17 protein-coding genes are annotated in these 19,960 nt (G+C 33.5%); 12 read left to right on the plus strand and 5 right to left on the minus strand.

Annotated elements, in window-relative coordinates; all coding sequences use genetic code 11:
* Nucleotides 1-183 precede the first annotated feature (183 nt).
* Nucleotides 184-1,263: an RHS repeat domain-containing protein gene (locus LV842_RS00130; protein ID WP_233109432.1), complete on the plus strand. Its 1,080-nt coding sequence runs from the start codon at nucleotides 184-186 to the stop codon at nucleotides 1,261-1,263.
* Nucleotides 1,263-1,670: an SPRY domain-containing protein gene (locus tag LV842_RS00135; protein ID WP_233109433.1), complete on the plus strand. Its 408-nt coding sequence runs from the start codon at nucleotides 1,263-1,265 to the stop codon at nucleotides 1,668-1,670. Before LV842_RS00130 ends, LV842_RS00135 begins: the two co-directional genes overlap by 1 nt.
* Nucleotides 1,671-2,270: 600 nt before the next feature.
* On the opposite strand, the gene LV842_RS00140 is transcribed toward LV842_RS00135, so the two are convergent.
* Complete coding sequence (locus tag LV842_RS00140; protein WP_233109434.1) at nucleotides 2,271-2,627, minus strand: prevent-host-death protein; 357 nt, start codon at nucleotides 2,625-2,627, stop codon at nucleotides 2,271-2,273.
* 192 nt (nucleotides 2,628-2,819) lie between these two features.
* Entirely contained in the window at nucleotides 2,820-4,475 is a 1,656-nt protein-coding gene (locus LV842_RS00145) for a T9SS type A sorting domain-containing protein (RefSeq protein ID WP_233109435.1), read from the minus strand.
* A gap of 840 nt (nucleotides 4,476-5,315) precedes the next feature.
* On the opposite strand from LV842_RS00145, the gene LV842_RS00150 reads away from it, so the two are divergent.
* Together LV842_RS00150 and LV842_RS00155 are read left to right on the plus strand one after the other, a co-directional pair.
* The gene (locus LV842_RS00150) at nucleotides 5,316-6,377 is read left to right on the plus strand and encodes a 3-oxoacyl-ACP synthase III family protein (RefSeq protein ID WP_233109436.1); all 1,062 of its coding nucleotides are present in this window, start codon (nucleotides 5,316-5,318) and stop codon (nucleotides 6,375-6,377) included.
* 160 nt (nucleotides 6,378-6,537) lie between these two features.
* On the plus strand, nucleotides 6,538-8,691 hold the full coding sequence (locus LV842_RS00155; protein ID WP_233109437.1) for an outer membrane beta-barrel protein: 2,154 nt from the start codon (nucleotides 6,538-6,540) through the stop codon (nucleotides 8,689-8,691).
* Between the two features lie 73 nt (nucleotides 8,692-8,764).
* Here LV842_RS00155 and LV842_RS00160 read toward each other — a convergent pair whose 3' ends face one another.
* Nucleotides 8,765-8,992, minus strand: a complete 228-nt coding sequence (locus LV842_RS00160; RefSeq protein WP_233109438.1) for a glutathione synthase — start codon at nucleotides 8,990-8,992, stop codon at nucleotides 8,765-8,767.
* Nucleotides 8,993-9,319: 327 nt separating this feature from the next.
* Nucleotides 9,320-9,817 carry a hypothetical protein gene (locus tag LV842_RS00165; protein ID WP_233109439.1) on the minus strand — a complete coding sequence of 166 codons (498 nt, stop codon included), beginning with the start codon at nucleotides 9,815-9,817 and terminating at the stop codon, nucleotides 9,320-9,322.
* A gap of 212 nt (nucleotides 9,818-10,029) precedes the next feature.
* Between LV842_RS00165 and LV842_RS00170 the strand changes: the two genes are divergently transcribed.
* On the plus strand, nucleotides 10,030-11,193 hold the full coding sequence (locus LV842_RS00170; protein ID WP_233109440.1) for a cytochrome-c peroxidase: 1,164 nt from the start codon (nucleotides 10,030-10,032) through the stop codon (nucleotides 11,191-11,193).
* A 280-nt stretch (nucleotides 11,194-11,473) separates the two neighbouring features.
* Here LV842_RS00170 and LV842_RS00175 read toward each other — a convergent pair whose 3' ends face one another.
* Nucleotides 11,474-12,673 (minus strand): MFS transporter, encoded by a 1,200-nt coding sequence (locus LV842_RS00175; RefSeq protein ID WP_233109441.1) that lies wholly within the window; start codon nucleotides 12,671-12,673, stop codon nucleotides 11,474-11,476.
* 256 nt (nucleotides 12,674-12,929) lie between these two features.
* Between LV842_RS00175 and LV842_RS00180 the strand changes: the two genes are divergently transcribed.
* From LV842_RS00180 to LV842_RS00210, 7 genes are all read left to right on the plus strand, one after another.
* The gene (locus LV842_RS00180) at nucleotides 12,930-14,186 is read left to right on the plus strand and encodes an aminotransferase class I/II-fold pyridoxal phosphate-dependent enzyme (RefSeq protein WP_233109442.1); all 1,257 of its coding nucleotides are present in this window, start codon (nucleotides 12,930-12,932) and stop codon (nucleotides 14,184-14,186) included.
* Between the two features lie 8 nt (nucleotides 14,187-14,194).
* Complete coding sequence (locus LV842_RS00185) at nucleotides 14,195-14,833, plus strand: TetR/AcrR family transcriptional regulator (RefSeq protein ID WP_233109443.1); 639 nt, start codon at nucleotides 14,195-14,197, stop codon at nucleotides 14,831-14,833.
* A 91-nt stretch (nucleotides 14,834-14,924) separates the two neighbouring features.
* Nucleotides 14,925-16,010 (plus strand): DNA polymerase III subunit gamma/tau, encoded by a 1,086-nt coding sequence (dnaX, locus tag LV842_RS00190; protein ID WP_233109444.1) that lies wholly within the window; start codon nucleotides 14,925-14,927, stop codon nucleotides 16,008-16,010.
* 290 nt (nucleotides 16,011-16,300) lie between these two features.
* The gene (locus tag LV842_RS00195; protein WP_233109445.1) at nucleotides 16,301-16,621 is read left to right on the plus strand and encodes a hypothetical protein; all 321 of its coding nucleotides are present in this window, start codon (nucleotides 16,301-16,303) and stop codon (nucleotides 16,619-16,621) included.
* Between the two features lie 388 nt (nucleotides 16,622-17,009).
* Complete coding sequence (locus tag LV842_RS00200; protein ID WP_233109446.1) at nucleotides 17,010-18,089, plus strand: chorismate mutase; 1,080 nt, start codon at nucleotides 17,010-17,012, stop codon at nucleotides 18,087-18,089.
* 124 nt (nucleotides 18,090-18,213) lie between these two features.
* Nucleotides 18,214-19,140, plus strand: coding sequence for a ribosome small subunit-dependent GTPase A (gene rsgA, locus LV842_RS00205; RefSeq protein WP_233109447.1), 927 nt, complete (start codon nucleotides 18,214-18,216; stop codon nucleotides 19,138-19,140).
* Between the two features lie 332 nt (nucleotides 19,141-19,472).
* Nucleotides 19,473-19,889: a nucleoside-diphosphate kinase gene (locus LV842_RS00210; protein WP_047483315.1), complete on the plus strand. Its 417-nt coding sequence runs from the start codon at nucleotides 19,473-19,475 to the stop codon at nucleotides 19,887-19,889.
* Nucleotides 19,890-19,960 lie beyond the last annotated feature (71 nt).

The raw sequence follows: 19,960 nt of genomic DNA on the forward strand, positions 1-19,960 counted from the left end.
TAGAATCCTCTTTGAGGTAACCAAAATTTCCCTATGGAAAAGGATTTCAAATCCGCTTCCATAAATAAAAACCTCCTGAGTTGGCACTCGGTAGGTTTTTTCATTTTGTTTCTATCAGAACATAAGAAAGCAGTTTTGTAATAATATTGAATCAAATTATCTCTGGGGAAAGCAGGAATCAGTATGAGCAGATTAGCTGTAGAACTGAAGACTCTAAGCAGTTCTCCTGATGTACATTATCTGTATTGTGATCATTTGGGAACAGCAACATTTGTTACTGATTCTAATGCTAACCCAACACAATTTTTCTTAAATTTACTATTCGAGGAAACTATGGTAGAACAGATGGCAGGAGCATATGATAATCCGTATAAGTTTAATGCCAAGGAACTCGACAGCGAAACAGGGTTGTATTATTATGGAGCAAGATATTATAATCCAAGATTGAGTATGTGGTATGGGGTAGACCCGCTAGCGGAGAAAATGCCAAACTGGTCGCCATACAGTTATGCGTTTGATAATCCGGTGAGATTTATTGATCCTGATGGGAGAAAGCCATTTGATATTATTTTCAATCTTTATGACATTACATCAGGAAAGTATAGAGAATATGCAAGAATTAAGTCTGAAAAATATTATATGGATGTTAATATTTCTGCTCCATATCCTGTACAGGGAATATCTTTAGCTCCAGATGATTCTCTGAGAAGGACCTATGGAGATTATAGAGGTATTTCAGGGCAATATAAGTTTGATGAATTAGCTTCAGCTCATGGAGACCCCGATGCTATTTCTATTAGTTTAGGAGGTAATCTTGCTTTAGGAAAAGGTTTTGGAGTTAGTCTAAGTTCAGCTTTAATGATGAAAGGACCAGATTCGGGGAAAGCAGGAATATATGCTACAGGCAATACCGTAGAAGGTGCTGAAGCGTCAGCGGGAATTCAAATAAGTTTTATGTTTTCAGATGTTTCATTAAACCAATTTGACTTGAGAACCTTAGAAGGCTATGGAGAAGGGCGGCAAGTTGGAGTTGGACCTGTAGGAGGATCTACATTTGAAAGCTATAGTGGAGAATATAAATATACATGGAATTATGAAAACTATTACATTCCCAAAAAAACTTTTGTTAAAGATAGGTTATTATATCACGGATATAGTTATGGCTTAGGAGTCGGTCCTGAAGATGTTTCTGCTTCAGCATCAACTTTTAGTGGAGATACCAAATATTTAGGAGAAACGACTAATTTAATCAAACCAAAATAATGAAAACATTATACAATTACATTTATCTGGCCTTTATCTTTATTTTTCTGATTAGCTGTAAAAATAAATCTCTAGAATGTAATGCAACAAATATCGAGATTGAAAATAGATGGTATGAATACAATGGAGGAATAGATAATTTGAAGGTGAAAGACAAAAATGATTTGATATTTATTTGCAAAAGAGTTAACCAATTTTCTAAAGGCGAAGAAGTGAGGGTAAGCCATAATCATGGCTATCTTACCATATTTCTTAATGGTCAAAAAATCGATATGATCTTTACAGTTAAGAATGGGGTTGTATACAGTGTGGATGTTGGGAGATATGTTTATGATGAAGAGTTGACTAATCATATTATGAAAATGATGAAAATAAATAGTCGCTGTTGGAGTAAAGACTGCAAATAATGATATAAGGCCATCTAATAGATAGCCTTATACATTACAAGTGAAATAGGTAAAAACTTCAGAAGTTTGGAATGTGTGAAATGGAGGGAGAACGTATTTAGTGGATCTTAGAAGATGGCATGTTGTAAATTGCTGAAAGAGAAGATGCCGGACTGGTCACTGTACGGATGGAATTTTCTATCAAAGGTTAGACGTACTTACAAATACCTTAAATTAGAATAAAAATGTTCTATTCTGATTTTGTTTTTTATATACATATGTAGACATATCGAAGCTTGCATCTTAGAATATGTTGTATTTAGAGTAAATGAAAGACAGCTATTTTAGAATGAGTTAATAATATTCATCTTAATACCAAAAGGCAGGATAAAGTATGGATAGTGTATGAGGAATGCCACTTTATAGTTACATCTAATCCAACTTGTCATCAATATGTATTGTTAAAATTTTAAAAAATATAATGATAGAAAATTCCTCAGTGGAATCTGAAAAAGTAGATGTTGCATTACAATACAAAAAAAGTTATTCTGAAAAAATTTATGCCTTTAAAAGCTGATATTTTTCGGAATAACTTTTTTATTTTAAACTGGGTAGTTTATCTTAAAGCTGATAATTTATAATAACTAAGCGTAAAATGAAGTGAACATAGTTTTCTTCCACTTCTTTTCTGTTGATAAGTCTGTTTTTATATTCATACGAACTTAAAGCCTGTGCTGCTCTTTGGTAAGCTTCAAAATCGTCCCCTTTTATTTTAATTCTTCCGTTACCGGCTTTAGTCATAATTAATTCATTATCTAAAGTTCTTACTTTAAACAAAACATGGTTCAGTTTTAAACGGGAACGCATAGAACCAACATGCCTTTCAACTATGTTTACCTTGAATGAATCAAATACGATATTGTTAAAAACAAGATTAGAGCCGGGCTCCTGCGTATTGAGCTCAAGTGTATAATTCATAATTTTACTTTTTGCAAATTTACGCAGAAGGAAAAGATATTCAAAATAAAAATCTTAACTATGGATAGTTTTTATATAAAAAATTTTAGAATACTGTAAAGAAACAAGGATAAACCTTCTGATTTATCCTTGTTGCAATTATTAGATCATATTCAAACTAACTTGTTTTGTATGGAGATATTAAAAAAGAGCTTAATTTTTAATTACTTTTTTAGTCACTTCATTTCCTTTTTTATCTACAATTTGTACGAAATAAATTCCCTTTTCTAAAGCAGAAACGTTAAGTTGGCGGGTTTCTTTAGCGGTAGTAACGAGCTGTCCTGCTGTATTATAAATTTTCACAGAAGAAATATCTTCTTTAGATTGAATATTTAAAACAGATTTTACGGGATTCGGATATACAGATATTCCGCTTGCGTCATCTTTTATGACATCGCGTGTAGAAAGGAAAGAGGAAAAATCATAATTCTGAGCATAAGGATTGGTAGCACCTAGTCTGTTTTCTCCCCATGTTACAATAAACTGATTACCGAGACCTTTATTCAGGGTAATATTTCCTTTGGCATATGCTGAAGTACCGATTCCTACGCTTCCTCCGGGAAGGATAAAAGTAGAAGGATTAGTATCATTTAGAATTGTTAAAGAAATAGTAGTAGGGTTAGCTCCGTTAAAATCACTTCCTATCGTAGCAAATACAGGTTTTGCACCCAGCATTTTCAGATATCCTGCAGGTTGTTTTGAAGTTGTTGTTACTGGATAAATTTCTAACGCATCATCAGTTAAAAGTCTTGCACCGGTATTTTTATCATATTTTTGAACGAAAGATCCTATTGACCCTTGTGAACTTGTGGTTAATCGGGAAAGAGCCCAGATATAATTAGAACCAGGGTTCATAGCAATAGAGGTGTTGAACTCAAAATAAAGATTGGAGGTGGCAAAATCTACTCCGTTTATTCCCCAAGGAATACTTCCGTCCGAAACAATTTTTTGAAGAAAAGAATCAGTTCTTGAAGAATTAGCCGCGGAATATCCCAAATAAAGATTATCATTATCCAAAACAGTAGTATAGTTCGTATTGTATACCGTAGTTCTGTCCGATAATCTTGTAGGCGTTGCAAACATAGGTGCTCCGGTTGTACTGTTATAGCGTTGAGCGAAGAAGGTAGAATTAGTAGTGTATGCTACAGTTCTTGCATGGAAAAGAGCCATAAAGCTGCCATCTGAAAGAACAGCACCTTCTCCAAGGCTTGTTTGGGTAAAAGTAGCAGGAGCCGGTATTGTTTGAGTCGAAGGCCAAAGCAAATTTTTAGAAGCTCCGTATTTACCTAATACCGCAGCTCCGTTTTGATAAGAACTAATGTATACTTCGCCTGAAGTTTTACCTGGAAAGACCTTAGGAACATATGCCGTATTTCCTAAACTCAACCCGTCAAGTCCCCAAAGTTCGACACCCGCTGTTGAAATTTTTTGTACATATCCTCTTTGGGTTCCAGCGGTTTCCATAAAGGCAATATAAAAATTATTATCGTTATCAATTGCTGTATTATAAATAGCAGTATAGGTAGACATACTGAATACAGGATCGCCTCCTACATGAACTTCCATCCCATTAGGTCCAAATAATTTGTTTCCGCTCTGATCAAGAAGCTGAACATACATTTTGAAATTGGTAGGAGCGGGTTGTGCTACCCAATACGCAAGAAATGTTTTTCCGTCGGAAGTTGTTTGGGAGCTGATGGCGCTTGCTGTTAAATCTGAAGCCGAGGTGTTGATAGCATAGTTAGTCGTCCATTGTGCTTTACCGCCAAGGGTTCCTAAAAGTGTTAAAAAAATGGCGATTTTTTTCATAAGAATAGGTTTTAGATATTTTCTTACAACGATACAATGAATCAAAATATAAAACTAATTTTCTACCACCTTAATACCACTTTACTAGGGTGAATTGACCACCTATTTACCACTCAAAACTATTTGTTCATTGAAAATCAATTGTTTGTGTTTTTTTTGAATGAACGAGCAATTTGTTTCTTTTCGGTTTTTTCTCAGGAAGTTTTTCTTTTGAAAGGATAAATTTTTTATCCACTTTAAGAATTTTATAGTTGATTTAAAGAGGATAATTTTAAATTTAAAAATGCTAGTATTGAAAAATAATAGAGCGCCAAATCCGTTATTATTTTTTGGTGAAAGGACATGAAAGTATTTTGTGCCATCAGAATAAAAGTTGAGAAAAGAATATAAAACTGCATCTATTTATAATCATTGAAGAAATTAAAGTCAACAGGCTGATAAATATTTTTCAACGGAAAATCGGGAAAGTTTTAAAAGAGATCGAATGGTTGTAATTGCGCATTCAGATAGATCGATTAAGTTGTTGAAAATAAATATTTTTTATAGTGCGAATCATTTTTAATAGCTTACCTTTAAAAACAGAAATACAATTTAAATATAAACAAGCATCATTTAAATTGTACTCAGTTTATATTTCTAATAACCCTTTATTGAGGGCGTAATGAAATCATATTAATTGCTTTATTTTCAATGTTTTGATGTTATTATTAATGAACATTTAAGTTAGATCAGTGATATGTTCATTGACCTCTTGTTGATAGCAGGAGGTTTTGTGTAAATAGATTGAGCGTTTGGCCATTAATCAATTTATATTAAAAACATCAAGAAATCTATAATAAGATGACAAGTAAAATTATAGGATCAGGCAATTATATTCCATCAGAAACAATAACGAATTTATTTTTTGATCAACATATTTTTCTAAATGAAAAGGGAGTTATATTAAAGGAAGATAACGCTTCAATTACCAGTAAATTACAAAAGATTACAGGGATTGAAGAAAGGAGATATGCTACTGCCAATCAGGTAACCTCCGATTTAGGGTTAATTGCGGCTCAGGCAGCCATAGAAAACGCAGGAATAGATCCGGAAACACTGGATTATATCATATTTGCTCATAATTTTGGTGATGTGCGCTATGGTACCGTACAGTCTGATATGGTTCCCAGTCTTGCATCGAGAGTTAAACATTCTTTAAAAATAAAAAATAATTTTTGTGTTGCCTATGATGTCTTATTTGGATGTCCAGGTTGGATAGAAGGGGTGATACAGGCAAATGCATTTATAAAATCAGGAATAGCTAAGCGTTGTTTGGTGATTGGTGCAGAAACACTTTCGCGTGTCGTAGATATACATGACAGAGACAGTATGATTTATGCGGATGGCGCAGGAGCAGTGATATTGGAAGTGAATAACGAAGATGATTCAGGTCTGAAATCTCACTTATCGGCCTCTCATACCTTAAAAGAAAAGGACTATCTGTATTTTGGGAAATCTTATAACAATGATAACTGTCAGAATACGAGGTATATCAAAATGGATGGGCGCAAAATTTATGAATTTGCCTTGTTAAACGTTCCTGATGCCATGAAAAAATGTTTTGATAATAGTGGATATTCTATAAACGAGCTGAGCAAAATAATTATTCATCAGGCGAATGAAAAAATGGATGAAGCGATTGTGAATAGATTCTACCAATTGTATGATTTACAGGTACCTGATAATATTATGCCTATGGTCATACAAAAACTGGGGAATAGCAGCGTTGCAACTATACCAACTCTGCTTACAATGATTTTAAAAGGGGAATTGAGCCAGCATAATATCAAAAAAGGAGATATTGTTTTATTTGCTTCTGTGGGAGCAGGAATGAATATCAATGCATTACTCTATAAATTCTAAAGTCTGTTTTTAGTTATCTTGATAAAATTACTTTAATCACTTAATTGTCTGTTTTTTTATGATTTGAATAAAAGTGGTTGAAATTAACTTACTTTAACACTTATTGCATGTAACAAATATTCCCATATTGGTGTCTTATAGTTGAAAAACATAATTTTTAATGAAAAATATTATAGCGCCAATCGCACTATTAATGGGTACTTTAGTTTTTGCACAAGCTGAAAAAGACACGGTAGAATCAAAAGTAAAAGAAATTGAGGCCGTTACTTTCGTGGCCAGAAAGCCTACTGTAGAATCTAAGGTAGACCGTACTGTTTTTAATGTGGCCAATAGCTCTATTCTTGCAGGAAACACAACTTGGGACGTGTTGAGAATGACACCATTATTGAGTGTTGATAGTAATGATGCTTTGAAAGCGGAAGGAGAATCAGTTACGGTATATATCAACGACAGAAAATCTGTTTTTACAGGAAAAGAACTGAAAGAATACCTGCAAACCATTCCTGCGGATAATCTGTTGAAAATCGAGGTGATTACAAGTCCGTCTTCAAGATATGAAGCAACGGGTTCTGTTGTGAATATCGTCTTGAAAAAGCGTGATGATGAAGGGATCAAAGGAAGTGTTACCTTTAATAACAGGCAGAATACCAAAAATTCTCAGTATACGAATCTCAACTTAAACTATCATAAGAAAAATTTTACACAAACCCTTATCGGAAGCTATAGTGATAATATTTCTATTCAGAAAAGTTCATTTTTGAACACGGTATATGAGAATAATATGATCACAGAAGGAAGTACCAAAAATACGTATACAGGTAAGAACCCTTCATTGTCTTCAACTTCAGAGTTTGAAATTAATAATAAAAATACGGTAGGAGTTATTCTTGAATTGTATCAGGGGAAAAGAAGTAACTCTTCTGAAGCAGAAGGATCGCGTTATGTAAATAATGATCTTGAATATTTATACAATCAGAATCAGAACTCATCAACACTCAACCGTACGCTGGGAACTAATGTTTTCTATAAATATTATGATAAAGAAAAAAATAAAATCCTAGATATTAATTTAGGAAGCAATTATGATGGTGAATCCGATAACAACTATTTCATTAAAAATACAATTTATCCTAAAAAGACAGATGTACAGGAAATTGGAGTATTAACAGATGTTGAAAACAGAAATTATTACGTAAAAGTTGATTATACACAGCCATTAGGAAAGTCCGGAGGAAACCTGGAAGTAGGAGGGAAGATGGATTTTAACAATAATGTGATTCCAAATGATTTGTATGGAAATCAGCTTGCAGGTCTTAGCTCAAGAGATGTTTTCCATTATGAAGACAATATCAATTCAGTGTATGCGAATTACTCCAAAACATTCTTTAAAAAATTAGAAACACGATTCGGAATCCGTTACGAACATATTGATTACAAAATCCGTCAGGATGTAGCGGGAACCTCCAGAAAAGACTCTTACGGAACGTTTTTGCCTAATATTTTGATAAAATATTCTTTCTCTGATAAATATGATTTGAGTATTACCTATAACAGGAATCTCTGGAGACCTTGGTATTCGGAATTTAATCCCTTTATGCAGCCGACAAATGACGGGTTTTATTCCCGTGGAAATATGGACTTATTGCCAAATCCCAGTGACAGGGTATATATGAAATTCGGTTTTTTTAAGAAATATTTTCTTTCGGCAAGATATATGTTCACCGACCAGGACTATTGGACGGCTTATGTAACAGAGGGGGATAAAATTATTTCCGAAGAAAGAAATTTTTTAGGAAAAGTACATAAATATTACCTGTATGCAAATACCAATCAGTCTTTCTTTAAAAATAAACTAAGTGTAAATCTTGGCTTCGGATGGAATTATATCGACAACAGTGATTTTAATATAAAAAATGAATTGACTGGTGCTGCAAAATACATCAATTATTGGTCAGGTTCAACCAACTTGTCATATACCAATTTGTTTAATAAAAACATTAATTTGAGTGCATGGGTTGAAGTTTCGAACCAGAATAACGGAAATTCAATTGCTAACAGAACAAATGTTTTCCATAATATTTCAGCAACGAAAATTTTCCCTAAAACACAAATGGAATTCAGTTTACAGTTGATGAACATCTTCAACAGACCTACTTTTGATTCTACTACATTTAACCCAACGGGAAGTCAAAGAAATACAACAAGATCTGATTGGTACGGATTCGCGCTTACGTTTGTAAAGCGATTTGGAAATCAGAAAGTAAAAGAGAATACCAAAACCGATGTTGAAAAAAACAATGGCGGCGGAAAATAATTTAGAATTGTTTTAATTGAAACGGATCATGATTTTATCATGGTCCGTTTTTATATTGAAAAGAGAGAGAAATTTATTCATCAAATAGAATTCTTCCGTCAAAAGGTTCGCTCCACCAGATAAAAATCAATTGATTATGCCTTTTGATTTCAGCCTGTACTACTTCATAGTCACCATTTTCATTTATTCTTTCTACAATCAAATCAGCTCCTTCTCCAATGTTTCCTTCTTGAAATTCCAGCTGATACTCTCCGGACTGATTTTTTACAAAATCTTCTTTTTTAAAATTTCTGTGTGCCATGATATTAAATTTTAAGATAATTAAGTAAGAGAATAAACTATGCCAAGATGATTTTTTATTATTTTTTCTTAAATAATCTTAATTATTGCTAAAAAACATTTGACAGAATTTAATTGGCACAATATTTTAATAACAGAAAGTAACTCATGTTTAATTTGAGTTTTCATGGTTATTAGTTTTTATCCTCAGAATTTCTGAGGATTTTTTGTTTATAGTAGTTTGAAAGAGAAATGGGAGCTTTGTCTTTTTACAGAGAAGCTATTTAAGGAAAAAGATATACTTATTTCATAGATAATATATCAGAACTTGCTGATATTATGAGAAGCATTATTTCTTTTTTATTCCGATGGCACGTAAAGCAGTTCGGGTTAAGTATATTTCCTCAAATACAGTGAGTGATTCCACGTCTTGGAATGTTAAAAAGCTAAGATCATTTTTATTAAATGACAATTCGATCGAATGATTATAATCAGCAATAATTCTTACTCTAGAATATCCATTATAATCTACTTTAAAGTCTTTAAATAAACAACGTTGTTCAGCGGCAAGATATATTCTGTATTCTTCAAAAGCGGTATTGTCATTGGAATCACCTTTAGTGTTGTGCTCAAGAGCCTTCCAAGAAGTATAATTTCTTGGCTCTTTCAATACATTTCCATTTTGATCTACAGGAACAAACATTCCCAGATGTAAAGGTTTTTTCAGGAAGTTCGCATAGTTCTTCATCAGTTTTAAAGTTTGAAGATCTGCATATCCTTCGTGTGAATAATATTCTATGACAAATGTAGTCATAGGAATCAGCTTGTGAGATGCATCAGGCGGCATAATTACAGGGGCATTTATTGGAAAATAAAAATAAGATTTTTATTGGCTTTGTCAAGTCTGGTTACTATGATAAATTTCAAATAATGTAAATATTGATTTAACTTATTGAACTTAAGTGTTTTAATTTAAGTTTTATTGATGATTGAACCGAATTCTCCATCATTATTTCAATATAAAATTATTACCTATTTTTGCTGAAATTCGCCAGGAAAATGAAGAATACACTAAGCTGGGTTTTAGTTTTACTTCTTATCGTTACGCTTTTAAACAACTGTCTGAGCAGTAAAGTTCAGAGAGATATTGCTCAAAAAAAATCTTTTATTGCAAAATTAAGGGAACTATATGCTTCCGGAGATACCTCAAAATGGCCGGCTCCGATGCTGGATGAAGAGGCAAAACCTCACTTTTCAGAAATCGGACACCTTCCTGAAGTACAGTTTCCACAGGATAATCCTTATTCCTCAGAAAAAGCTTTTCTGGGGAAAACATTGTTTTATGATCCCCGCTTATCTGGGTCCAATCAGATCGCTTGTGCTTCTTGCCATGATCCTGAATTGGGTTGGTGTGATAATAGAATGGTTTCTTTTGGGCACGATAGACAATTAGGAACACGTAATGCAATGAGTATTTTAAATACTGCCTATGCAACCACCTTGTTTTGGGATGGTCGTGCTGCATCGCTGGAAGAGCAGTCTCAAATGCCGATTCAGGATAAAAAAGAAATGAGTGAGCATATTGATATTGCTGCAGGTAAAATTGCCAAAATAAAAGGCTATCAAATATTATTTGAGAAAGCTTTTGGAGATAAAACAATTACAAAAGAGAGAATTACAAAAGCAATTGCTACGTTTGAAAGAACAATAAAAAGTACTCCAAGCAAATTTGATAGATTTATTGATGGAGAAACTAATGTATTTACAGACGATGAAGTGATGGGACTTCATCTTTTCCGTACAAAAGCACAATGTGTAAACTGCCACAATTCAGGATATTTTTCTAATAATCGCTTTGAAAATATCGGGACATCTCTATTAAACTCCGAACAGGAAGATTTGGGAAGATATTTGGTGACTAAAAATCCCGATGATGTTGGGAAGTTTCGTGTTCCGGGCTTGAGAGAAGTATTGAGAACAGGTCCTTGGATGCATAATGGATCTTTTACCTCCTTAACGGATATTATTCAAGTCTATAACAAAGGAAATCCTGAGCCCTACAAATACCGTTCAACAATACATAACGGAATTACATTGACTTCTCAAAAATCTGATATGCTGAGACTATTGGATCTTACAGACGAAGAGGTTACACAATTGGAAGCCTTTTTAGGAACTTTATCTACTAAAAACGAAAGAATTTCACCACCTGTGTTGCCTTAAAAGCATCAACAGATTAACATATCAAAAAACAAATCCACAATCATTACAATTGTGGATTTTTCGTAAATAAAATATATAATTAAGATTTGGGTGCTTACAATCTATAAATTCAAAAACTTTTGTCTTTATGTTTTATAAACTTAATTGTACAACACGTTGCAAATACTATGCCTTAAATTCTATGAATTCGTTATTTTTCGTAAAATTAATTCATGAAAGTTGTTAACCTGTTCATTTTCTGCTGTAAAAATTTTCAATATAGAAAAAGATTAACTTAATGTTAAGAAGATCGTTTAGAAAATAAGATAAGCTTTCCTGATAGAATAAATGCAATAAATAGAGTGAAGGCAAGTAAGCTTATAAAAAAAGTCCATGAGGTGGAATGTAATAGATAGCCAGTTCCGCTTCCTAAAATACTGGAGCCAAAATAATAAAACAACCAATATATTGAAGTAGCTGAAGATTTTCCGTATTTCGCTCGAAGGGCAACCAGTTGGCTGGCCATGGTGTGAGCAGAGAAAAAGCATAACGTAAATATTGCTAATCCCAAAATTAACAGATAAATATTTTGTGAATAGAAAAGGAATAAAGAAGCAAACATCATGATGAGAGAATACTTAAGAATACTTCTTTTTTCATAAATTTTAGATAAACGGCTGGTCAGCATAGTTCCGAAAACTCCGAAAATATACATTAAGAAAATAAGAGCTATAAAATAGTGACTCAGTGAAAATGGGGGAGCTTCTAGCCGGAAGCTTAAATAATTATAAATACTTACAAAGGTACCCATGATAAGAGCTGCAATACAGAATAAAGATAATAAAAAAGGATCTGTAAGAAACCGTCTCATTTGTTTTATCTTCAAAGAATAATCTATTTTCTGTGGATGAAAAAACCGGGAACTTGGAAAGATCTTCCAGAAAATCAAACCTAATGCAATACTTACAATTCCAATAATCATAACCGCATTTTTCCAACCAAATTCTCCTGCCAGAATGGTTGCGGATATTCTTCCGCTCATTCCTCCAATAGTATTTCCGCTCAGATACATGCTAATGGCAAGTGCAACAGAAGAAATTTCTACCTCCTCTGTAAGATAAGCAAGAGCAACGGCTGAAACTCCGGAAATTACAAAGCCTTTAAAAAAGCCGATCGCAATTAAAATGCTGAGATTGGGAATCCAGGCAGAGATAACAGTGAGAAGAGCGGAAGAAAGCAGAGAAAAGACCATGAGCTGCTTTCTAGGATAGGCATCGGCTTTGAAGGCAAAGAAAAAAAGACCTATCGCCATTCCAATGGTAGAAGAGGATACTAAAAGAGAACTATTTCCGGCTCCTGTATTAAAATATTCACTTACTAAAGGAAGAAGAGGCTGAAAAAGATACAACTGTGCAAATACAGAAAGTCCGGATAAGAAGATGCCTGCTTTTATAAGTTTAAATCTATTACTGTTCTTGTCCGCTTTTTCTAAATTATTCATAATACTGTAGCTGAAATGAGATTTTTTGAAACGTACAAATTTCCTATTATTTTTTGAATGTATAAAATAATAAAGGATGGTGAAATATATAGATAAAATTGATTGAGTTATTGATTTTCATAATAAATGTTAATGTAATATATAACGTGCTGTAATTGTGAATAAAAATATGTGAAAATTTTTTTAAAAAAAGTGGAATTATTTAAGTTTAAATTATATATTTGTTATAAATAACTCCACAAACTAATAATCAAAAATGAACATAGATTTTTCTACAGCAACTTTCAAAGACTTTGAGAATATTCCGGATCTGGATATGATGGAGCGTGCTAATATTTATTATGATTTTTTAGATTATATGAAATCTAATGGGCATCGCTACAGATTACAGAATAATACAGGATGCAGTTCGGTAATGAGCGTTACTGCAGGAAATACTACAAAAGAATTCATAAGCTTTGTTACGAGTGATTATTTAGGTTTTACACAACATCCTAAGGTAAAACAAGCAGCCATTGAAGGGATAGAGAAGTTTGGCGCAGGTACTGCTGCCACTCCGCTCATCGGTGGTTATTATTCTTATCACAACGATTTAGAAGAAAAAATAGCCTCTTTTTTCGGGAGAAAGCAGGAAGAGGCGGTTATTTTTACTACAGGATATACTGCAAATAGTGCCACATTACAGATTCTGCTTCAGAAAGAAGATATTGCAATTGTAGATATGGCGGTACATGCAAGTGTATATGAAGGATGTATTTTAACAAATAGGAAGACATTTCCGCATAATAATTTAGAGGCTTTAGAACAGATTTTAAAAACCTCGGAAAATCAATATCGTACCAAATTGGTGGTTGTTGATGGAGTCTATTCTCAAGATGGAGATACAGCACCGATTGAAGAAATATATCAATTGGTAAAAAAATATAATGCTTATTTGATGGTTGATGATGTGCATGGAGTAGGGATTTTAGGAAAGACAGGAAGAGGAACCATTGAAAACACCGGGTTGCTGGATAAAATTGATATTATCACAGGAACATTCAGTAAAACATTTGGTAACTTGGGAGGATATGTGATTGCCAATAGGAGATTGACTAATTTCATCAGATTTCAATCCCGTCAACAGATATTTTCTGCAACAACTCCGCCACCTACCGCTACTGGAATTATTAAAGCCATTGAACTCATAGATGAAGAGCCGCATTGGCGCTTGAAGCTTTGGGATAACATCAATTATTTCAAAAAAGGGCTTGATGATATGGGATTAGATACCGGAACTACCTGCTCAGCAGTTATACCTGTAAAAATTGGTGACCCGCATATTACAGGAGATGTAGGGAGACTTCTTTTAGATCACGGAATATATACCAATCCGATAATATATCCCGCAGTGGCGAGAAAAGATGCGCGTATAAGGATGAGTATGACGGCAACACACGAGAGAGAGCATCTCGACAAAACATTGAACGCGTTTGAGGATATCAAAAATAAATTGCATATTGCAAAAAAATAATAAAAAACATGCCTAGAAAAGTTGTACAAGGTCCTATCCGAGATAAAGAGAAGACCAAACAAAAACTATTAGCCGCAGTTGGAAAAATTTTACGAGTTAAAGGTTATTCTGGACTAAAAGTAAGTAAAATTGCTGCAGTAGCGGGATTTGATAAAAAACTGATCTATGAGTATTTCGGAAGTACAGATAAGCTGATTGATGAGTATATCAAATCTCAGGATTACTGGAGCAGAGTAAACCAGGATAATGTAGAAGTAGATATTTCCGATGGAGGTAAAGAATTATCTAAAATGGCCATTCTGAGCCAATTTGATAATCTGAAAAAAAATAAAGAACTTCAGAAAATTATACTTTGGGGGCTTTCTGAAAATAAGGCTATTCTTAAGAAAATTGCAGATGAAAGAGAAGAGATGGGAGAGATGCTTTTTTCAAATATTGTAGATCCTTATTTTGGTGAAGAAGATGCTGTAAGATATCGTGCCATTACTGCACTCCTTGTTTCCGGAGCTTATTATCTTAATCTTTATACAGGTTATAATGCTCATAAATTCTGTGGAATCGACTTGAAAACAGAAGAAGGAAGACAGGAAATCGAAAAAGCTATCATCGAAATTATTGATTTTGCTTACAGTAAAAAAGAAAAATAAAATCATCTTTAATATTGTAAGGAGATAATTTTGTGGATAATTTGAAAACATTACACTTTCAGATTAAAACTTTATTTCTTATTTTTGACCAATGGAAAATTTTATTGTATCTGCAAGAAAGTACCGCCCACAGGAGTTTGATACCGTTGTTGGGCAATCGCACATTACAGATACATTAGAGCACGCCATTGAAGAAAACCAATTAGCTCAGGCTTTGCTTTTCTGTGGACCGAGAGGTGTGGGTAAAACCACTTGTGCCAGAATTCTGGCAAGAAAGATTAATGAAAAAGATGGGTCTGTTTCAGAAGATGGTTTTGCATACAATATCTATGAGCTGGATGCGGCGTCTAACAACTCTGTAGATGATATCAGAGAATTGATAGATCAGGTTCGTTTTGCTCCTCAGGTTGGTAAATACAAAGTATATATTATCGACGAGGTTCATATGCTGTCTTCTGCTGCGTTCAATGCATTTCTTAAGACATTGGAAGAACCACCTGCGCACGCTATTTTTATTTTAGCAACGACTGAGAAGCATAAAATCATTCCTACGATTTTGTCTCGTTGTCAGATTTATGATTTCAAAAGAATTATCATTGAAGACATTCAGGAGCATCTTAAAAAGATTGCTCAGAAAGAGAATATACAATATGAGGACGATGCTTTATATTTAATTGCCCAAAAAGCAGATGGTGCATTAAGAGACGCGCTTTCTATTTTTGACAGGCTTTCTACTTTCTCTCAGAAAAATATAACGCTGGCTAAAGCAGCGGAAGTATTAAATATTCTGGATTATGATCAATATCTTAATATCGTTGATTTAGCAAAAGAAAATAAAATTCCTGAAGTTTTATTTGCATTCAATGAAATTGTAAAGAAAGGATTCGATCCGCATATTTTTATTGCTGGGTTGGGAAATCATTTCAGAGATTTGATGATGGCTCAGAATGCTTCTACAATTGAACTGATAGAAGTTGGGGAACAGACAAAAGTTAAATTTGTGGAGCAGGCTCAGAAGTGGAATGCTCAACAGTTAATTGATGCTATTGAAATTTGCAATCACGCAGACATCAATTATAAAAACTCAAAAAATCCTAGGCTTACTGTAGAAATTGCTTTGATGCAGTTGGCCTCTTTAACGGCTAATGGAGACGTTACAAAAAAAAAAAGTTCATAATATTAGCTCCGTTTCTTAAAGAGAAACTGGAAGTTAAAATCCCTGTTCCTGCAAAACCTCAGGAAATAAAAGAAAAGCAACCTGAAACAGTAGTTGCTGTACAAGAGGAAAACATTGTTGTAAAAACTTCGAAACCTTTATCAAAACGTCCGTCTACATCAGGATTCAGCATCAATTCTTTTTTAACTAAAGAAGAAAAAGTAGAAGTAGATGAAAATGTTGCCGTAAAAACTGAAAACCTTCCTCAACATCATTTCACAGATACCGATCTTCAAGCGGAATGGAATCTCATGCTAAAACAGCTACAGAAGAAAGATCCATTTGTTTTTAATGCAGTTAAGACCTTTAAAATGTTCAAGTCAAATGAACATCAGATTACAGTTTCGTATCCTTCTGATTCTGCAAAAGTAGAATTTGATAAAATCAGCGGTGAATTCTTTAACCATTTTAAAAGAAAAGTTCATAACTATTCTATTGAAATTGAATACAAAAGAGACTTTGAAAATCTGAAGGTAGAAGTGATGACCAAAAGGAAAGTCTTCGAAAAATTTACACAAAAAAATCCGCTTCTTAAAGATCTTGATGATTTAATGAGGTTTGATTTGACATAAATTTTATATATTTGTCAAATATTTGTCCGGAAAAACATTTTTCGACAAAAACAAATTAATACAGAAAAGCTAGAAATAGACGACTTACAGTGGAAAATTTATTAAAACCATACCTGTCTACTTTTGCACCCGCTAATCACTTTTTTAGCGGTTATTTTAGTTTTTCTTCTGCTTATTTTAGAAATTTCAGAAATTATTACCGATTTAGTTATTGGTATTGCTAACTGAATTTCTTTCCAAAAAATAAATAGGATCATTGAAGTCTTCAATTCCTGTTTCCTTTAATAATAATTTTTAACGGCATTTTTTTGAAAGAATTATAAATTAACTTTATAATGAAATTGCTATTGACCCCTATTAAAAATAAGAATAAAATAAATTAACGATAATGAATTTAAAAGATTTAAAAAACGATTGGATTAATGAGTTTGCTCAACCCATGATGATTGCAGGACCATGTAGCGCGGAAAGTGAAGCTCAGATGTTGGAAACGGCAAGGAGAATAAAAGAAACCAATGCTCAGGTGCCGATTTTCCGTGCAGGAATCTGGAAACCACGTACAAAACCCAACGGATTTGAAGGAGTAGGGGTAATTGGCCTGAATTGGCTGAAAAAAGTGAAGGAAGAATACGGTTTTAAAACAGCGACGGAAGTTGCCAATGCACACCACGTTTTTGCAGCTTTGGAGGCGGATGTAGATATCCTTTGGATCGGAGCCCGTTCTACAGTAAATCCGTTTACGGTTCAGGAAATTGCGCAAGCTTTGAGAGGAACAGATAAAATCGTTTTGGTGAAAAACCCGGTCAATCCGGATTTGGCTTTGTGGGTAGGAGCTTTGGAAAGACTTTTGGGGCAAGGTATTAAAAACCTTGGAGTTATTCATAGAGGATTCTCTACGTACCAAAAAACAAAATACAGAAATAATCCGAATTGGCAGATTGCATTAGACTTTAAAAGCCAGTTCCCTAATATTCCAATGTTGATTGATCCTTCTCATATTTGTGGAAACAGAATAGGTTTGGCGGATATTACTCAGGAAGCGTTGAACGTGGGTTACCAAGGTGCTATTATCGAATCCCATAGCAATCCTGATGAAGCTTGGAGTGACGCTTCTCAGCAAATTACTCCTGAAGTTCTGGCAGAATTGATTGGTAATTTAAAAGTCAGAAATACAAATCTGGCAGGATTTGAAGGAGAAATGGGAAGACATAGAACACTGATTTCAGATCTTGATTTTCAACTGATTGAATTACTTTCGCAAAGAATGAAAATTTCCGAGAAAATTGGTAAGCTTAAAAAAGAGAATGATATTGCGATTTTTCAGCCAGAACGTTGGAAAGTAATTACTGAGTACGCGATTCAAAAGGCATTGGAAACCGGAATGTCTCAGGAATTTATAGAAAAAGTCTTCAAGGCAATTCATGAAGAATCTATTGAAGTTCAGAATAATATTATGATAGACAGATAAGACGTTGTAGAGAAAAAGTTTTAGGGCTTAGCATTTAGGAGTTGGATTTTTACACAGAACGTGTGAATTTACCTAATTCTTAAATCCTAAGCCCTAATTCCTTATATTTGCAGCAATATTGTATATGAAAGGAAAAGTCATTAAATCTACAGGAAGTTGGTATCAGGTTTTAGAATTCGAAACCGGAAAGATTTTTGAAGCCAGAATTCGTGGAAAATTCAAATTAATTAAAACCAGACTTACCAATCCGCTTGCTGTGGGAGATTTTGTTGAATTTCAATTGGAGCAGGATGATGTTGCCTGGATCACGAAAATTGAACCTCGTAGAAATTACCTGATCAGAAAATCTGTAAACCTTTCAAAAGAAGCTCATATCATTGCTTCAAATATCGATTTGGCATGTTTTATCTTTACATTAAAACATCCTGAAACTTCTCTTGGTTTTCTAGATCGTTTTTTGGCATGTTGTGAAGCTTACAATATTACCCCTTTACTCTTATTCAATAAAATTGACGTATTAAGTGAAGAAGAAATTGAAATTGTAAAAGATATAGAATTTCTGTACAATGAGATAGGATACGATTCTTTGGAAATTTCTTCATATTCAAAATTAAACTTAGACCAATTACAGGATATTCTTAAAGATAGAACTTCAGTTTTTTTCGGTCACTCAGGATGTGGAAAGTCTACTTTGGTCAATGCTTTGCAGCCGGGACTGAACTTAAAAACGTCTGAAATTTCAGATACTCACCTAAAAGGAAAACATACGACTACTTTTGCACAGATGCATTTCTGGGATTTTGGCGGAAATGTAATTGATACACCCGGAGTTCGAGAGTTTGCCATGATTGATATTGAAAAAGAAGAGGTTCAACATTACTTCCCTGAGATTTTCAAAAAAAGGGAAGAATGTAAATACCACAATTGTCTTCATGTGAATGAACCGAAATGTGCTGTTTTGGATGCTCTGGAGACAGGAGAAATTCAACATTCCAGATATTCTACCTATTTAAAATTGATGGAAGAGGCAGACGAAGCTTCTTTAAAATAACTTTAAGCTCAATTTTTATCGTTTCATATTGTATTATTGCTTTGTAATGAAGCAATAATTGAATAATTGTGTTTTATGTTGTTAATAGTTTTGCGAAATTGATAAAATAATAGCTTTTTTTTAAGGATATAAAAAAACCCAGCCGAAGCTGGGTAAAAACTAATAACCATGAAAACTCAAATTAAACATGAGAATCGCAAAAGAATAAACAATTACTGTGCCAAAATTTTCATTGTGAATTCCTCAAAAAGTTAATTTTTTGTTAAAAAAAAATTAAAATTAAAATCGGATATTTTTTTGTAATTTTGGTCACTTAAAAAAATATAACATTTATGTCTAACATTACATTCACTATGATTAAGCCTGACGCAGTTGCAGACGGACATATCGGTGCGATATTAGGTAAAATCTCTGAAGGGGGCTTTAAAATCAAAGCTTTAAAATTGACTCAGCTTACTGTTGCTGATGCTAAAAAATTCTACGAAGTACACGCTGAAAGACCATTCTATGGAGAATTGGTGGAATTTATGAGCTCAGGACCAATTGTAGCTGCTGTTTTAGAAAAAGATAATGCAGTTGAAGATTTCAGAACTTTAATTGGTTCTACTAACCCTGCAGAAGCTGCAGAAGGTACAATCAGAAAAATGTTTGCAAGAAGCATTGGAGAAAATGCTGTGCATGGTTCTGATTCTAATGAAAATGCTCTTATTGAAGCACAATTTCATTTTTCAGGAAGAGAAATTTTCTAAGAAAAAAGATTTCAAAATAAAAAGTCCGGAGAAATATCTTCGGACTTTGTTTTTTTATAAGACATAATGTC

This window comes from Chryseobacterium gwangjuense (assembly GCF_021311115.1).
GTDB lineage: Bacteria > Bacteroidota > Bacteroidia > Flavobacteriales > Weeksellaceae > Chryseobacterium > Chryseobacterium gwangjuense.